This window comes from Pseudomonas sp. PS01297 (assembly GCF_029959305.1).
Classification (GTDB): domain Bacteria; phylum Pseudomonadota; class Gammaproteobacteria; order Pseudomonadales; family Pseudomonadaceae; genus Aquipseudomonas; species Aquipseudomonas helleri.
Genome location: NZ_JASCPQ010000050.1, coordinates 1 through 16,212, shown reverse-complemented (window position 1 = coordinate 16,212; position 16,212 = coordinate 1). Strand labels below are relative to the sequence as shown.

At 58.2% G+C, this 16,212-nt stretch carries 14 protein-coding genes; 7 read left to right on the top strand and 7 right to left on the bottom strand.

Translation table 11 applies throughout. From position 1 onward, the window contains the following. Positions 1 to 8: 8 nt before the first annotated feature. A complete protein-coding gene (locus QMX84_RS15750; protein WP_048370622.1) occupies positions 9 to 320 on the top strand; it encodes a ribbon-helix-helix domain-containing protein in 312 nt (103 codons plus the stop codon). 218 nt (positions 321 to 538) lie between these two features. Here QMX84_RS15750 and QMX84_RS15745 read toward each other — a convergent pair whose 3' ends face one another. The 4 genes from QMX84_RS15745 to QMX84_RS15730 all read right to left on the bottom strand — a co-directional run bounded on the left by QMX84_RS15745 (position 539) and on the right by QMX84_RS15730 (position 5,920). Beyond that, a complete protein-coding gene (locus QMX84_RS15745) occupies positions 539 to 3,091 on the bottom strand; it encodes a TonB-dependent receptor (RefSeq protein WP_282364221.1) in 2,553 nt (850 codons plus the stop codon). 119 nt (positions 3,092 to 3,210) lie between these two features. Continuing rightward, positions 3,211 to 4,161, bottom strand: a complete 951-nt coding sequence (locus tag QMX84_RS15740; protein WP_282364220.1) for a FecR domain-containing protein — start codon at positions 4,159 to 4,161, stop codon at positions 3,211 to 3,213. Next, positions 4,158 to 4,697, bottom strand: coding sequence for an RNA polymerase sigma factor (locus QMX84_RS15735; protein WP_262126502.1), 540 nt, complete (start codon positions 4,695 to 4,697; stop codon positions 4,158 to 4,160). The genes QMX84_RS15740 and QMX84_RS15735 overlap by 4 nt, the downstream gene beginning before the upstream one ends. Before the next feature lie 197 nt (positions 4,698 to 4,894). Further along, positions 4,895 to 5,920, bottom strand: a complete 1,026-nt coding sequence (locus QMX84_RS15730) for a DUF4917 family protein (protein WP_282364219.1) — start codon at positions 5,918 to 5,920, stop codon at positions 4,895 to 4,897. A gap of 148 nt (positions 5,921 to 6,068) precedes the next feature. On the opposite strand from QMX84_RS15730, the gene yiaY reads away from it, so the two are divergent. Further along, a complete protein-coding gene (gene yiaY, locus QMX84_RS15725) occupies positions 6,069 to 7,217 on the top strand; it encodes an L-threonine dehydrogenase (protein ID WP_282364218.1) in 1,149 nt (382 codons plus the stop codon). A gap of 184 nt (positions 7,218 to 7,401) precedes the next feature. Here yiaY and QMX84_RS15720 read toward each other — a convergent pair whose 3' ends face one another. After that, a complete protein-coding gene (locus QMX84_RS15720; protein ID WP_048391500.1) occupies positions 7,402 to 8,925 on the bottom strand; it encodes a fumarate hydratase in 1,524 nt (507 codons plus the stop codon). A 305-nt stretch (positions 8,926 to 9,230) separates the two neighbouring features. On the opposite strand from QMX84_RS15720, the gene QMX84_RS15715 reads away from it, so the two are divergent. Next, entirely contained in the window at positions 9,231 to 10,169 is a 939-nt protein-coding gene (locus QMX84_RS15715) for an iron-sulfur-binding ferredoxin reductase (RefSeq protein ID WP_282364217.1), read from the top strand. A 168-nt stretch (positions 10,170 to 10,337) separates the two neighbouring features. On the opposite strand, the gene pyk is transcribed toward QMX84_RS15715, so the two are convergent. Continuing rightward, positions 10,338 to 11,789, bottom strand: coding sequence for a pyruvate kinase (pyk, locus tag QMX84_RS15710; RefSeq protein ID WP_281852643.1), 1,452 nt, complete (start codon positions 11,787 to 11,789; stop codon positions 10,338 to 10,340). Positions 11,790 to 11,943: 154 nt separating this feature from the next. On the opposite strand from pyk, the gene QMX84_RS15705 reads away from it, so the two are divergent. The 3 genes from QMX84_RS15705 to sbcB all read left to right on the top strand — a co-directional run bounded on the left by QMX84_RS15705 (position 11,944) and on the right by sbcB (position 14,450). Beyond that, positions 11,944 to 12,318, top strand: a complete 375-nt coding sequence (locus tag QMX84_RS15705; RefSeq protein WP_123749910.1) for a tetratricopeptide repeat protein — start codon at positions 11,944 to 11,946, stop codon at positions 12,316 to 12,318. A gap of 215 nt (positions 12,319 to 12,533) precedes the next feature. Beyond that, a complete protein-coding gene (locus QMX84_RS15700; RefSeq protein ID WP_123749911.1) occupies positions 12,534 to 12,893 on the top strand; it encodes a PilZ domain-containing protein in 360 nt (119 codons plus the stop codon). 105 nt (positions 12,894 to 12,998) lie between these two features. After that, entirely contained in the window at positions 12,999 to 14,450 is a 1,452-nt protein-coding gene (gene sbcB / locus QMX84_RS15695; protein WP_282364216.1) for an exodeoxyribonuclease I, read from the top strand. Between the two features lie 77 nt (positions 14,451 to 14,527). Here sbcB and mvaT read toward each other — a convergent pair whose 3' ends face one another. Continuing rightward, positions 14,528 to 14,905, bottom strand: coding sequence for a histone-like nucleoid-structuring protein MvaT (gene mvaT, locus QMX84_RS15690; RefSeq protein ID WP_048370601.1), 378 nt, complete (start codon positions 14,903 to 14,905; stop codon positions 14,528 to 14,530). A gap of 348 nt (positions 14,906 to 15,253) precedes the next feature. Here mvaT and purU point away from each other — a divergent pair, with 348 nt between their 5' ends. Then, positions 15,254 to 16,102, top strand: a complete 849-nt coding sequence (gene purU / locus QMX84_RS15685) for a formyltetrahydrofolate deformylase (RefSeq protein WP_048370599.1) — start codon at positions 15,254 to 15,256, stop codon at positions 16,100 to 16,102. Positions 16,103 to 16,212: the final 110 nt, after the last annotated feature.

Genomic DNA, 16,212 nt, shown 5'->3' with positions numbered 1-16,212 from the left:
GCGTGACCATGTGTGAGCTTTATGTAAAAGCCGACCCGATCTTGTATGAATCGCGCTCGCGCTCATTGCGTATCTGTGGCGTGGTCACCACCTTGCGCCTGGAAAACCAGTTTTGGGACATCCTCACCGAAATCGCAGAAGCGGATGGCCTGACCACCAACCAATTGGTGGCCAAGCTGTATGAAGAAGTGATGGATTATCGCGGCGAAGTGGTCAATTTCGCCTCGTTCTTGCGGGTCAGTTGCACACGTTATTTGAGCCAGCGCCGGGTGCAAGCCCCGGAATTGACAGTGGTGCCGCGTAGCAGCGGGCATGCGTAGAGCACCGGTTTACGACTGCTGCGCAGCCGTGCTACGGGCGTTGGGGTGTGCACGCAATTGTAGGAGCGAGCTTGCTCGCGATCTTTTGATCTTGTGCGCAGCCGGACGTAGCCTCGCAGGCTCGTCAACGACTACAGGTTGGGGGACATCGACGGTCTGTAGGAGCGAGCTTGCCTCGCGATCTTTTAACGATCAAAAGATCGCGAGGTCTGGATGGCTCAGAAGAACCGCGTGATGCTGATTTTGGCGTTGCGGCCTTGGCTGTAGGCGTTGGCGCCGCTGAGCATCGGGCGATAGCTTTTGTTGAACATGTTGTCCAGGGTGAAGTTGACTTCGGTGCCTTTGAGGTACGGTTGCTGGGGTTTCCACTCAGCGAACAGGCCCTGCACGTTGTAGTCGTCGTTGGCGTATTGGTTGTAGTAGCTGTCCCCCAGAGCGGTCAGCGGGCCAGGGCCGTATTTGTCGCTTGGCAGGCGGTCGGTCTTGCGCACGAACTCACCTTTCCAGCCCACGCGAGCATCGAGGCTCGGGATTTTGGTGCCCAGCACCGCAATCCATTTGGGTGCCGGAATGTCCCGCGCCCACACATCAGGCCCCCACGGGTTGGTGTAAGCACCTTCGTGTTTGCCGGTCATCCAGGCGTATGACAGCGATCCAAAAACGTAGGTCGAGTCGTAAAAGCTCTCAACTTCAAAGCCCTTGATGGTCACGCTGCCGATGTTGCGGTAGTTGGACATGGGCAGCATGCCTGCACATTCCTTGGACATGCCGCCTGCGGTGGTTTGCTGGGCACAGCCGACGCCGGTGGCCTTGAAGATCTCGTTGTCGATTTTGTTGCGAAACAACGTGGTGCGGATCAGCGCATGGTCGCTGTCGCTAAAAATATGATCGAAGTTGGTGATGTTGCCTGCGCGCCAGCCGGTGATGCGCTCAGGGTCGAGGTCCAGGCTGGTGGTGGTGCGGTTGCCCGTGCCTTGAACTTCATACTGTTCATCAATCACTGGCGCACGCCAGGTTTTGCTGTAGTCGACAAACAAGGCGGTATTGGGGGTGACTTTCCAGAAGGCTGACAGCCGCGGGGACCAACCGGTGTAGGTCTGGTTGCTGTAGTCGTGGCCCAAATCGGCCTGGTTATACAGGGGCGCGTCGTTTTCCTGGCCACGGTTGCGCACATGGTCGTAACGCAGCGACGGGGTCAGGGTGAAGTCGCCCCAGGTAATGGCGTCCTGAACATAAAAACTGTTGGTGTCGACTTTGCCCTTGGGCATAAAGCCTGGCTGGTAGTGGCCGTAGTTGTATTTCTCGGACTCGTAAATCCCGCCGGGCATCCACATGTCGACGTCGCGCGTGTGCTTGCGCACTTGCACGCCAGTGGTCACCGCATGGTTCAGAGGGCCGGTGGGGATCAGGCTGACGTTTTCGATCTGGAGCATGTTGTCGGTGTAGGCGGTGTCCATCTTGCGACCGCCGCTGGCAGGCTGGAAGAAGGCGTTTTCGCCGCGCTTGTCGGTCTGCTCGGTTTTGGAGTGCGAGAGCTTCACTTCCAGATCAATCAGCGGATTGTTGACGGGCTGGTACTTGTATTGGCTCGTCCAGGTGTTATCGATGGTCGAGCGGTTGGACAAGAACCTGCGGGTGGCGCCGTCATAGCCGTATTTGTCGATGTTGGCCTGGCTGGGCGGGGCCGGGTAGCTGATCGCCGAGAAGGGCACCCACAGCGCATTGTTCACATGGGAGTAGGTCATTCCCAGGCTGTGTTCTTCGTTGAAGTGCAGGTTGACCTTGAGCAGTTGCGCGTCCAGGTCCTGGGCGGTATTGGGCAGGCGTTTAGGGTTGACCGGGTAGTTGTTGTTCGGGTCGGGCATGTGGCCCGCCAGCTTCATGTCGTCGCCGTCGCGCTTGGTGTAATACACCAGCGCATCGGCGCGGCCATCGTCGGTGCGCCCGTACACGGCGCCGCTGTACACCTGTTGGTGGTCGTTGCTGCTGTAGCCGTACTTGAGCATGCCGCCGGTGTTTTTGCCGTCTTCGAGCAGGTCCGGGGCATCTTTGGTGATCATGCGCACCGCACCGGCAAAGCCGCCATTGCCGGTGCGTACGTCGTGGGGGCCTTTTTCGACTTCGAGGCGCTTGATCAGCTCGGGCTCGACAAAAATCGTGCCTTGCATGTAGCGCTCAAAGCCGCTTTTGGTCGCACCATCGACGGTCAGTTGCACGTCTTCGGCTTCGCCCAAACCCCAGATATTGATGGTCTGGCCGCCAGGTTTGAGCGAGCCTCCGAGGTAGATGCCGGGTAACGTGGACAGCAGGCTCGGGATGTTATTGGCCTGGTAGCGGTTGATTTCGGTCTGGGTCATGGTCGACTTGCCGACGTTGCTGGAGTCGACCTCGTTACCGCTGCCCACCACGCTGAGCGCGCCGAGTTCGAGGCTGTTGCTGGTGGTGGTGCCTTGCTCTTTGGGCTGCACCACGTAGGTTTTGTCCACCAGGATCAGGTTGAAATCGGTGTCTTTGAGCAGGCGCTGGATGGCGTCTTGCGGGCTGTAGTCGCCGCTCAATGCCGGGGCTTTGATGTTGCGCAGCAGCGCTTCGTCGAACAGCAAGGCGATGTTCGCTTGTTGCGCGATGTCACTCAACGAACTGGCCAGCGATTGCGCAGGCAGTTGCAGCTGGATCGAGTCGGCTTGGGCATACAGGCTGAACGTCATGCACGCGGCGAGCAAGGTCGGGCGGGTGCACAAATACGAGAAGTGATGTGGTGCGCGAAACATGAAATCCCCCAGAGCGGCAACAAAGGCCAAAAAAGGCGTGCGTTAGCAACGCAGACCGGAGGAAGACGCGGCAGGCATGAAAAACCACATATGCGAATGCAAAATATTCGCATATGTTTTTAGCGCGGTTCGATACGGATTTTTCCGCTGTCCAGCAGCACGGTTTTCACCGGGATCAGGGCGGGCAGGGCTTTGACCAGCGCCAGTGGGTCGGCGGTATTGAGGTTGCCCGAGACTTTGTAGTGTTCGAGCGGCCCGCTCGCCAGTTCAATGACCCCAGGGCGATACAGATCCAGTTCATCCACCAGGCTGGCCAGCTCGCGATTGCGAAAGGACAAGTGGCCGCTGCGCCAATTACCCACTTCATTGGCATTCAACGTGTGCGTTTGCAGGGTGCCTTTGGCGTAGTCATAGGTGGCTTGTTGTTGGGCGCCGAGCAAGGTCGCGGTCTTGGCATCGGGCATAAACGCTACCTGGCCATGGGCGACGCTGACTTCCAGTTGGCGCTGGCTGCGACGGACATCAAAGCCCGTGCCCACCACTTTGATCTGCGCGTCACCGGCATGCACCACCAGCGGATGTTCTTTGTTAGGCGCAACGTCGATGTAGAGCTGGCCTTGCTCCAGGTAAATGTTGCGCACCTGAGCGGTGAAATCGATTCGCAGTTGGGTATTGGCGTTGACGTTCAGCGTGCTGCCGTCGGGCAGCAGCAGGGTTTTTGCCCCTTCGCGGTACGTGGCCACTTGTTGTTGATAAAGCGCCACCGGCGCACCGAGATTGAGGGCGAAGAGGGCGCATAAAATCGCGGCCGCCGTGGCCATGGCGAAGCCGTAACCGGTGCGTGAAGGTTTTTTGACGGGCAACGGCACGGGTTTGTTCAGGTGTTCAAGTTCACCCAGGTCGGCCCACAAGGCTTCGAATTCGGCGTAGGCACGGGCATGCGCCGGGACCGCGTGCCAGGTGCTGAATGCGGGGTCTGCCGGGGCGTTGTGCGCGTCACGGTTACGGGTAAACCACAGGGCGGCTTGCGCGTCGATGCTGTCGGTGTCGCTCGTGTGAAAAGGGCTCATTTTGGCTGTTCCTTGCCGCTATCCCGGTGTAAATGCTGCTTGCAGTGCAACAAGGCAAAGGCAATGTGTTTTTCCACCATGCTGACGGAGATCCCCATGCGTTCGGCTATCTGTGCCTGACTCAAGCCTTCAAAGCGGTGCAGCATAAGGGCTTCGCGGCGTCTGGGCGAGAGTTCGGCGAGTACGCTTTTGAGTTGCTCAAGGCGTTGCAGGCGCTGGGCAGCGGCCATGGGCTCATCCCTCTCGTCGCTTAAAGGCTCGGTTACCGGTTGCAGGTGCTCGCTGTGTGCCTCATGGCGTACCTGCTGCCGACGCCAGTGATCGCGCAGCAGATTGCGCGCCACCTGGAACAGAAACGCCCGCGGTTGCTCGACATTGGCCCGGTCCTGATAACCCAGCCATTGCGTGAACACATCTTGAGTCATGTCAGCGGCATCGCTGGCGTTGTCGGTACGCTTGCGCAGGAAGTGCAGAATTTGCGTATAGAACTCGCGAAAGGATTCGGCCGCCAGCGGGTCGGGTTTGAGGCGAGACATGTACATCCCTGTAGGAAATGACGCAGTAAGTCGCGAATGGTATCGAGAATTATTGCTATTTGTCTCGTTTTTTAAATACCGCACACTCTGTAGCCGCTGCCGCAGGCTGCGATAAGGGCCGAAGGACCTTCGTGGTGGGTGAAAAAACAGGGCCGCTGCGCAGCCCATCGCAGCCTGCGGCAGCGGCTACAGGGAACTCAGTGTTCCACCGGGACTGAATGTTTGCTGGAGCCCAGCGGGTGAGTTTTTGAATTGTAGAAGCGCAATGTCAGCTTTTTGTCGGCAAATAGCGCCGCGTAGTGGTTTTTCTGGAAGCGGATGAACGCTTCGCTGCGCGGGTAAATCGAGATGCACAGGGTTTTCAACGGCGCCTGGCGCAAGGCGTTGATCAGGTGCTGGTCTTGCTCGCTCAAGCTGTGGCCAAAGAGGCAGAGCACGTCTTTATGGGCCATCAGTTGTTCGTGGCAAAAGCTCAGGTAGTCGCAGTAGCGAATGGATTTGCGCTTGTCATCACTGCTGCCTTCGCTGACAAACAGCGGCACATCATCCAGGGCGCTGATCGAATGGTTGACCGCAAAGCTGCTGAGCATGGTGGCTGGGTCTGTGTTGAGTTTGCGTGCCTTGCCTTCCTGGTTCTTTACCAGGTGCATGGCACCGTGCAGGTAAAGCACCCGCGTGGCTTTGCCTTTGCCCAGGGCGTTGCCCAACTCAAAGGTGGCGCTTGGGTTGTCAAACAGGTCATTGAACTGCTTGGGCGCCTGCATCACCGCCCACGGGGTGAGCAGGTCGTAGTTGGAGCAGTACACGGTGGCGTAGCGGGCCAGTTCCTGCTGCCAGCAGCGCAAGGTCTGGGCCTGCATCAAGCGCCACGGGATGTGTATGTCCTGGGTGCAGTTGATCAGGGCTTCCTTGATTGCGTAATAGCGTTTGCGCGGCGAGGCCGAGTTGATCGCCAGCGCTTTGTTGACCTTGCTCGCGGTTTTCAGGGCGCTGAGCACGTGCTCGAAGTTGCGCGTGCCCAAGGCCTCGAATACGCCGAGTTCGGTCTGGCTCAGGGGCTTTTCGCTGACGCTTTTGGCTTTTTCAAACAGTGAGTCGTAATAAAAGTCATGCCACACGGCCATGCTCGCGCCGTTACCCAGCAGCAGCCCGCTGCAAGGCTGGCTGGCGCTGAGCGTGTTCCAGTCTTCTAGTTCGGCATCAAATTCCTGGAAGGGGGTCATGTCTATTTGTGTCTCGATACTGGGGCGGTGCGGGACTTTATCACGCCCAACCGTTGAGCCAAGTCAACATCTGCGCCATTTGATTGGAGGAAGCTATCCGCACCGACACAACAAGCGTTGCGGGCAGTGCCCGCGCTGAGGACTCTCGATGACCAGCACCTTTTTCATCCCTGCGGTAAATATCATGGGCAACGGCTGTCTGGATGAAGCCATGGCCGCGATTCGCAATTATGGCTTTCGCAAGGCGTTGATCGTTACGGACGCAGGGTTGGCGAAGGCCGGGGTGGCGACGTTGATTGCTGAAAAGCTGGCGTTGCAGGACGTGCAATCGGTGATTTTTGACGGGGCCAAGCCCAACCCGAGCATTGCTAACGTTGAAGCCGGTTTGAAAGTCCTCAAGGAGCACGCGTGTGATTTCGTGGTGTCACTGGGCGGCGGCTCGCCCCATGACTGCGCCAAGGGCATTGCCCTGTGCGCCACGAACGGTGGGCATATCCGTGACTATGAAGGTGTCGATCGGTCGGCCAAGCCGCAATTGCCGCTGGTGTCGATCAACACCACGGCCGGCACGGCCAGTGAGATGACGCGCTTTTGCATCATTACCGATGAAGAGCGCCACGTAAAAATGGCCATCGTCGACCGTAACGTGACCCCGCTGTTGTCGGTCAATGACCCTGAATTGATGGTGGCGATGCCTAAAGGCCTGACCGCCGCTACCGGCATGGACGCCTTGACCCACGCCATTGAAGCCTATGTGTCGACGGCGGCCACGCCGATTACCGATGCCTGTGCGATCAAGGCCATGGAGCTGATCAGCCACAATCTGCGTCAGGCGGTGCGTGACGGTAAAGATCTGGTGGCGCGCGAAAACATGGCGTATGCGCAGTTTCTGGCGGGCATGGCGTTCAACAACGCGTCGCTGGGTTTTGTGCATGCCATGGCGCACCAGTTGGGCGGTTACTACGACCTGCCGCACGGTGTGTGCAACGCGGTGTTGCTGCCTCACGTGCAAACCTTTAACGCCAATGTTTGTGCGCAGCGCCTGACGGATGTGGCCCACGCGCTGGGTGCCGACGTGCGCGGCCTGAGCCCGGAAGAGGGCGCGCAGGCGGCCATTGCGGCAATTCGTACCTTGGCCAAGGACGTAGAAATCCCGGCAGGCCTTCGTGACCTGGGCGCCAAACTGGATGACATCCCGATCCTGGCCACCAATGCGCTGAAAGATGCGTGCGGCTTTACTAACCCGCGCAAGGCTGATCAGGCGCAGATTGAAGAGATCTTCCGTAACGCGTTTTAAGCGCAGGGCGGGTTTGGACTGTTGAAAACCTGTGGGAGCGGGCTTGCTCGCGAAGGCGTCGCCGCAGTTCATCAGGCAAACCGTATCGCTTGAATCGCGAGCAAGCCCGCTCCCACAAGGAGGCGCGCATAAAAAAACGGCCGGGTTATTCACCCGGCCGTTTTTGTGTCTGGCGTGGACGTGCTTATTGCACTTCTACGGCCAGGCTGTCGTGGATCTTTTGTTGCCAGATCGCCGGGCCGGTGATGTGCACCGACTCGCCTTTGCTGTCGACTGCCACGGTCACTGGCATGTCTTTAACGTCGAACTCGTAGATCGCTTCCATGCCCAGTTCGGCAAACGCCACCACGCGCGATTTTTTGATCGCCTGGGCAACCAGGTAGGCTGCACCGCCCACGGCCATCAGGTACACGGCTTTGTGTTCCTTGATCGCTTCGATGGCAGTCGGGCCGCGCTCGGATTTACCGATCATACCCAGCAGGCCGGTTTGATCGAGGATCTGGCGGGTGAATTTGTCCATCCGCGTAGCGGTGGTCGGGCCTGCCGGGCCAACCACTTCGTCGCCTACCGGATCAACCGGGCCAACGTAGTAGATGAAGCGGCCTTTGAGGTCGACCGGCAAGGTTTCACCCTTATTGAGCATTTCGACCATGCGCTTGTGCGCCGCGTCGCGACCGGTGAGCATTTTGCCGTTGAGCAACACGGTCTCACCCGGCTTCCAGCTTTGTACGTCTTCCGGGGTCAGGGTGTCGAGGTTGACACGGCGCGCCGACGGGCCAGCTTCCCAGACGATTTCCGGGTAGGCGTCGAGCGGTGGCGCTTCGAGTTCGGCAGGGCCGGAACCGTCGAGCACGAAGTGTGCGTGGCGGGTGGCCGCGCAGTTCGGGATCATGCACACCGGCAGGGAAGCGGCGTGGGTCGGGTAGTCCATGATTTTAACGTCGAGCACGGTGGTCAGACCGCCCAGGCCCTGGGCGCCGATGCCCAGTTGGTTGACCTTCTCGAACAGCTCGATACGCATCTCTTCGATACGGTTGCTCGGGCCGCGCTTGATCAGGTCGTGAATGTCGATGGACTCCATCAACACTTCCTTGGCCATCACTGCCGCCTTTTCAGCCGTACCGCCGATGCCGATGCCGAGCATGCCCGGTGGGCACCAGCCCGCGCCCATGGTCGGAACGGTCTTGAGCACCCAGTCAACGATCGAGTCGGACGGGTTAAGCATGGCCATTTTCGACTTGTTCTCGGAACCGCCGCCCTTGGCCGCCACGTCCACTTCCACGGTGTTGCCCGGGACGATGGAGTAGTGGATGACTGCCGGGGTGTTGTCCTTGGTGTTGCGGCGAGCACCGGCCGGGTCGGCCAGGATGGAGGCACGCAGGACGTTTTCTGGCAGGTTGTAAGCGCGACGCACGCCTTCGTTGATCATGTCGTCCAGGCTCATGGTGGCGCCGGTCCAGCGCACATCCATGCCCACACGCACGAACACGGTGACGATGCCGGTGTCCTGGCAAATCGGGCGGTGGCCGGTGGCACACATGCGCGAGTTGATCAGGATTTGCGCCATCGAGTCACGGGCCGCTGGCGATTCTTCGCGCAGGTAGGCTTCGTGCATGGACTGAATGAAGTCAACGGGGTGGTAGTAAGAAATGAATTGCAGGGCGTCAGCAACGCTCTGGATCAGATCGTCTTGCTTGATCACGGTCATGGGTCGCGCTCCTCTATAAGACGGGAACATTCAATCAATAAGGTGTTTGCGACCTGGGTGTTTCGGTCTGTCGTAAACAACTTGAGAGATGTACCGGGCACGCATGACCGGTACAAAAAAGGCGCGGCAGTATAACCCGCCCCTGTCTTTGTTACACCTGAGCAGGCAAAACTTGTAGCCGCTGCCGAAGGCTGCGATAAGGGCCGCAGGACCTTCGCTTTTCGGGGGCTGGGCGCACTGAGGTGGGTCAAGCGACTCGCCCGGCCCTAGCGTCTATAAGACTAATTACCCACAGGAGGCCAGAAGTGCCCGAGTTACACGTCGCTGATACACGCTGGTCAGTTGCTGATGGCTGCAATTTGCTGGATGCCTTGAGTCAGGCGGGCGTGTCTGTACCTTACAGCTGCCGGGCGGGCAGTTGCCATGCCTGTCTGGTGCGTTGTGTGCAGGGGGAGCCGCTTGACCTCAAGCCTGAGGCGCTGAGCCGTGCGCAGCGTGAGCAAGGCTGGCGCCTGGCGTGTCAGTGCCAGGTGAGCGCTGACCTGCATATAGAAGCCTTTGACCCGCAACGCGACGGCCTGCCCGCTGAGGTGGCGGCAGTCGACTGGCTCAGCGCCACGGTGTTACGCCTGCGCTTGGTGGCGCAGCGCCCTGTGCGCTATCGGGCGGGGCAGCATGTGGTGCTGTGGACGTCCGGCGGCATCGCCCGGCCTTATTCGTTGGCCAGCCTGCCTGATGAAGACCGCTTTCTGGAGTTTCATGTCGATTGCGCTCACCCCGGCGAATTTGCCGACGCGGCCCGCCAGTTCAAGGTGGGTGACTCTGTGCGTTTGGGCGAGTTGCGGGGCGGGGCGTTGCGTTACGACCCGGACTGGCAAGAGCAACCGCTGTGGCTAATGGCGGCGGGGACTGGGCTGGCGCCTCTGTTTGGCGTGCTGCGCGAGGCGCTACGCCAGGATCATCAAGGGTCGATCCGGCTGGTGCACGTGGCTCGCGATGACAGCGAGTTTTATCTCAGGGCGCAGTTGCAAGCATTGGCGGCGGAACATGCCAACCTGACGCTTGAGTGGGTGCTGCGCAGCGAGTTGGCAGACTATCTGCTGCAGTTGTGTGGGGTAGCGCGGCAGACCCACGCGTTGGTCTGCGGCCATCCGGACACGGTTGAAGCGTTCGCCAAACGGCTGTTTTTGGCCGGGCTTTCGCGCAATCAACTGTTGGCCGATGCCTTTTTGACCCGTAGCTGATGTAGGCGCTGTCGAAGCACGAAGGCTGCGATGGGTTGCGAAGCGACCCCAGGCGGCGGTCCTGCGGCCCGCATCGCAGCCTTCGTGCCTCGTCAGCGCCTACAAAAAAATTAAAAAAGCCCCGCCGGATTGCTCGGGCGGGGCTTTGGGTGTGGGGCCGGTTAGGGCTTACACCATTTTGTCGCCGACATGCAGGATCTTCATGCCGTTGGTGCCACCGATGGTGTGGTAGCTGTCGCCCTTGGTCAGGATGACCCAGTCACCTTTCTCTACGACGCCGCGCTTGAGCAGTTCGTCGATAGCGGCCTGGCTGACTTGTTCTGGCGGCAGTGAAGCCGGGTCGAACGGTACGGTGTAGACGCCACGGAACATGGCCGCACGGGCCTGGGTTTCGCGGTGCGGGGAGAACGCGTAGATCGGCACCGAAGAACGGATGCGCGACATGATCAACGGCGTGTAACCGCTTTCAGTCAGGGCGATGATCGCTTTAACACCAGGGAAGTGGTTGGCGGTGTACATGGCCGCCAGCGCGATGCTCTGGTCGCAGCTTTCGAAGGTCTTGCCGATGCGGTGGCTGGAGGTTTTGCTGGTCGGGTGCTTTTCAGCACCGGCGCAAATACGCGCCATGGCCTGCACGGCTTCCAGTGGGTAAGCACCGGCAGCACTTTCGGCCGACAACATCACGGCGTCGGTGTAGTCGAGAACGGCGTTGGCAACGTCGGACACTTCGGCACGCGTTGGCATCGGGTTCTGGATCATCGACTCCATCATCTGGGTCGCAACGATCACCGCCTTGTTGTGGCGACGTGCGTGCAGAATGATTTTTTTCTGGATGCCCACCAGCTCGGCGTCGCCGATTTCAACGCCCAGGTCGCCACGGGCAACCATGACTGCGTCACTGGCTTTGATCAGTGCGTCGAGGGTTTCGTCGTCGGCTACTGCTTCAGCGCGTTCGATTTTAGCCACCAGCCAGGCGGTACCGCCGGCTTCGTCACGCAGTTGACGGGCGTATTCCATGTCAGCGGCGTCACGCGGGAACGACACGGCGAGGTAGTCGACTTCCATTTCGGCAGCCAGCTTGATGTCAGCCTTGTCTTTTTCAGTCAGCGCAGGGGCGGTCAGGCCACCACCACGGCGGTTGATGCCTTTGTGGTCCGACAGCGGGCCGCCGATCAATACCACGCAGTGCAGGGCGTCTGCAGTGGCGGTTTCAACGCGCATGACCACGCGACCGTCATCGAGCAGCAGTTCGTCACCGACGCCGCAGTCCTTGACCAGATCCGGGTAATCGATGCCGACAACGTCTTGGGTACCTTCGGTCAGCGGGTGGCTGGTGGAGAAGGTGAAACGATCACCGATTTTCAGTTCGATGCGTTTGTTGGCGAATTTGGCGATACGGATTTTCGGGCCTTGCAGGTCACCCAGCAACGCGACGAAACGGCCGTGCTTGGCGGCGATGTCACGCACCAGCTTGGCGCGAGCCTTGTGCTCATCGGGAGTGCCGTGGGAAAAGTTCAGACGGGCGACGTCCAGGCCAGCGAGGATCAGCTGTTCAAGCATCTCCGGGGAATTGCTGGCAGGGCCAAGTGTGGCAACGATTTTAGTTCGACGAACGGACATGCAAAGACTCCTGAGTTCAAGCGCTGCCAAAGGCTACTATGGTCTTTGGCTGTAGTCATTGTTCCTCTGCACTACTTTCGACTTAAGTTGTGGTGCACAGGCTATGAAGAATTTGGCGCAGGGGTCGATACACTGTTGAGAACAGGAGATGCCCATGCGCTTTTTACTTATTTTAGTGGCAGTCAGCTGTGTTGCTGGCTGTACTCGCTGGTCAATGAACCATCATTTGAACAATGCCTACCGGGCGTATGACCGCGGTAATTGTGAAGCGGTGATGCTTGAGCTGTCAGAGGTAGACCGTGACAGCCGCAGCCGTCCTTATATCTGGCCGCAAACGGCAATGTTGCGCGGGCTGTGTCTTGAGCGTACAAAGTTTTACCTGGATGCCGCCCAGACCTATCAATACATCATCAACGAGTTCCCGAAGAGCGAGTACGCCTATCGGGCCAAGGCTCGGATCGAAACGCTGCGTATTCTCAAGTTCATTCCTGGCCCCAGTCAGGCTCAAGCCCTGCCGGCGAAGATCTGAGGCGTGTTGAGTGTTGAGTGCGTGCCACAGGGCCATAACCCCTGCGTGCCGGGATCTTGGCGGCAATTGATGGCGCATGGCTATCACTCGATTATTTATTGACTATGCTTTACCTGAATCGGTACGCAGCACCGTAAGACTCAGTGCCTGGTCGGCAGCCCTTTGGTGTGCGGCCTTCCGGGCAGTTACCCCGGGCCTTTACAAGTGAATCCAATATGGTTACTGAGCGTCGCATCCAGCGTCACGAATTGACATCTTTCTTGAAGGTCTTCAATCGCTTCACGGACAAGCCCATGGGGTATTTGGGCAATGCCTCCGAGGGCGGTCTGGTGTTGATCAGCCACTTGCCTCTGCTGGTCGAGGCCGACTTTCAGCTGCGCTTCAAGCTGCCCGGCAGTGATGGCCAGGTGCACTTGATCGACCTTGTTGCCCGATGCCTGTGGTGCCGGGAAGATGTCACGCCCAACGTCTATGACTCCGGTTTTATCCTCTATCAGCCGCCTGAGGAGTACCTCGCGCTGATCGACGACTTGCACCACTATTTCAGCTTTCACCCCAGACAAGCCTCTGCCTGACGGGCTGGCGCAGGCAAGACCAGCGGCTTGACCTGATGGCTTCGGGCTGGTCTTGCCTGGCGTTGAACGCCTAGACTGAGCGGGAATACTGCTCAGGAACACCCCGTGACTTCCATTTTTTGGTACGACTACGAAACCACCGGCATCAATCCGCGCAATGATCGTGCGGTGCAGGTTGCCGGGATCCGCACCGACTTTGCGCTCAATGAGATAGACCAGCCGCTCAATCTGTATTGCCAGCCCAGCGACGATATCCTGCCGCACCCCATGGCTTGCCTGGTCACCGGCATTACGCCGGGCGTTCTGGAAGACAAAGGCCTGGGCGAAGCCGAGTTCATGACCCGCACCCATGCGCAATTGGCGCAGCCAGGCACTTGCGGGGCGGGCTATAACACCTTGCGTTTTGATGACGAAGTCACGCGATACAGTCTGTACCGCAACTTCTTCGATCCTTACGCGCGTGAATGGCAAGGCGGCAACAGTCGTTGGGACTTGATTGATGTTGTGCGTGCGGCGTATGCGCTACGCCCTGAAGGCATTGTGTGGCCCGAAGAAGACGGGCGGGTGACGCTCAAGCTTGAGCGTTTGACGGCCGCCAACGGCATTGATCACGGCCAGGCACACGATGCGCTGTCCGATGTGCGTGCAACCATCGCATTGGCGCGTCTGATCCGTGAAAAACAACCGAAACTGTATGACTGGTTATTTCAATTACGAACTAAACAGCGGGTGCTGGATCAAGTTCGGTTGTTGCAACCCATGGTGCATATCTCGGGGCGCTTTTCGGCGGCGCGGCATTATATCGGTGTGGTTTTACCCTTGGCCTGGCATCCCAAAAACCGTAATGCATTGATTGTCTATGACCTGCATTTTGATCCGCAGCCTTTAATGGACATGGAGGCTGAATCGCTTCGTGCGCTGCTTTATACGCGGCGCGAAGATTTAGCCGAAGGTCAATTACCCATTGGACTTAAGCTGATTCACGTTAATCGTTGTCCGGTCGTCGCCCCGTTAACTGTTGTGCGTGCACAGGATCAGCAGCGTTTACAGTTGGACATGGCGGATTATCAAGCACGTGCCCGTGTGCTGATAGAGGCCCAGGAAGTTTGGCAGCAAAAGTTAAATGTTATTTATGCCCGCGAAGACTTCACTCCCAGTGAGGACCCGGAGCAGCAACTGTATGACGGTTTTCTCGGTGATCGCGATCGCCGGTTGTGTGAGCAAGTACGCTTAAGTGACCCGGAGCAGTTGGGTAAAGATGCGTGGCCTTTTGATGACGAACGGTTGCCCGAATTATTATTCCGTTACCGTGCGCGAAACTTTCCAGCGACCTTAAGTGAGCAAGAACACGAGCGTTGGCAGCAGTTTTGCCAACAGCGTTTGACCGACCCGGCCTTTGGTGCGCCGTTGACCCTGAGCCAGTTCAGCGAGGCCGTAGAGGGCCTGGCGCGCAGCGCAACGCCTGCGCAACTGAAGCTGCTGGAGCAATGGCAGCGTTACGCCCAGGACGTGAGCCGGCGAGTAGGACTGGTAACTCCGGCCACTGAAACAGACTAAATGCCGGGCAATAAAAAACGCCAGCAAGCTGGCGTTTTTTATGGGTGTTGCTGAACACGCGAGGTGTTCGCAATCACTTAGCCGAGCAAAGTTGCCCAGCCTTCAACCACGTCGCTGCCCCACTTGGCTTTCCACTCTTTCAGAGTTTTGTGGTTGCCACCTTTGGTTTCAATCACTTCGCCGTTGTGCGGGTTTTTGTATTGTTTAACCTTACGGGCACGTTTGGTGCCGGTGGTTTTAACAACACCACGTGGTGCTTTGCTTGCTTTGGCTTCTGGGTCCAGCAGCGCGATGATGTCACGCAGCGACTTTTGGTATTCGCCCATCAGCGTACGCAATTTGCCTTCAAATTCCAGCTCGGTTTGAAGTTTGTCGTCTTCCGACAGGTTCTTCAGGCGAGCTTGCAGTTCTTTGATGGCTTCTTCTGTAGCGCGGTATTCGTTGATCAAGGACATGAGGCTTACCTTATGCTGAAGTGGTGACAGGGAGACAGTGGCGCAATAATAGTCAGACAGTTTCAGCAAGTAAATATCCAATGTCAGATTAATTTAAATTTTTATTCATTAACTTTTGTCTGTCTGCATTATGTAGCCGGATAAATAGGTCGATACCCAGGCTTAATCAAAGTCATTAATAAATAGTATCAACGGATCGATAAATTCAATGCAGGCCACGGCGCTGTTGGCGCCGACGCTTTTGCACCGCGACCCCGTGGCACAGGCAATAAGGCTCAACGAATACTGTAGTTTTGCTGCGCACTCGCTAGAATGGCGACCTTAGTAAAGTTTTGGAGTTTTCCCCTCATGCGCACTTTTCGGTTGGTGATCGCCTGCCCCGACGGCGTCGGCATTGTCGCCAAGGTCAGTAATTTCCTGGCCTCCCACAATGGCTGGATCACTGAAGCGAGCCACCACTCGGACGACCAAAGCGGTTGGTTCTTTATGCGTCACGAAATTCGTGCCGACTCTTTGCCGTTTGGCATTGAGGCGTTTCGCGAGGCATTTGCCCCGATCGCTGAAGAGTTTTCGATGCAGTGGCGTATTACCGATACAGCGCAGAAAAAACGCGTGGTATTGATGGCCAGCCGTGAATCTCACTGCTTGGCAGACTTGCTGCACCGCTGGCATAGCGATGAGCTGGACTGCGATATTTCGTGCGTTATCTCTAACCACAATGACTTGCGCAGCATGGTGGAGTGGCACGGCATTCCGTTTTACCACGTGCCGGTTGACCCGAAAGACAAGCAGCCGGCGTTTGCCGAAGTCTCGCGTCTGGTCAAACACCACGAGGCTGAAGTCGTGGTATTGGCGCGTTACATGCAAATTCTGCCGCCCGACCTGTGCAGCGAATACGCCGGTCAAGTCATCAACATCCACCACAGCTTCTTGCCGTCTTTCGTGGGCGCCAAGCCTTATCACCAAGCGTCCATGCGCGGTGTGAAGCTGATCGGCGCGACGTGCCATTACGTCACCGAAGAGCTGGACGCAGGTCCGATCATCGAGCAAGACGTGGTTCGCGTCAGCCACAGTGACAGCATTGAAGACATGGTGCGTTTCGGCCGTGACGTCGAGAAGATGGTGCTGGCCCGTGGCCTGCGTTATCACCTCGAAGACCGAGTTCTGGTGCACGGCAACAAAACCGTCGTGTTCTGATGCGAGAAGGTTTTGTGGGAGCGGGCTTGCTCGCGATAGTGTCTGCCCGGTGCGTCTGACAAACCGAGTCGTTTGCATCGCGAGCAAGCCCGCTCCCACGGATTTTCTAC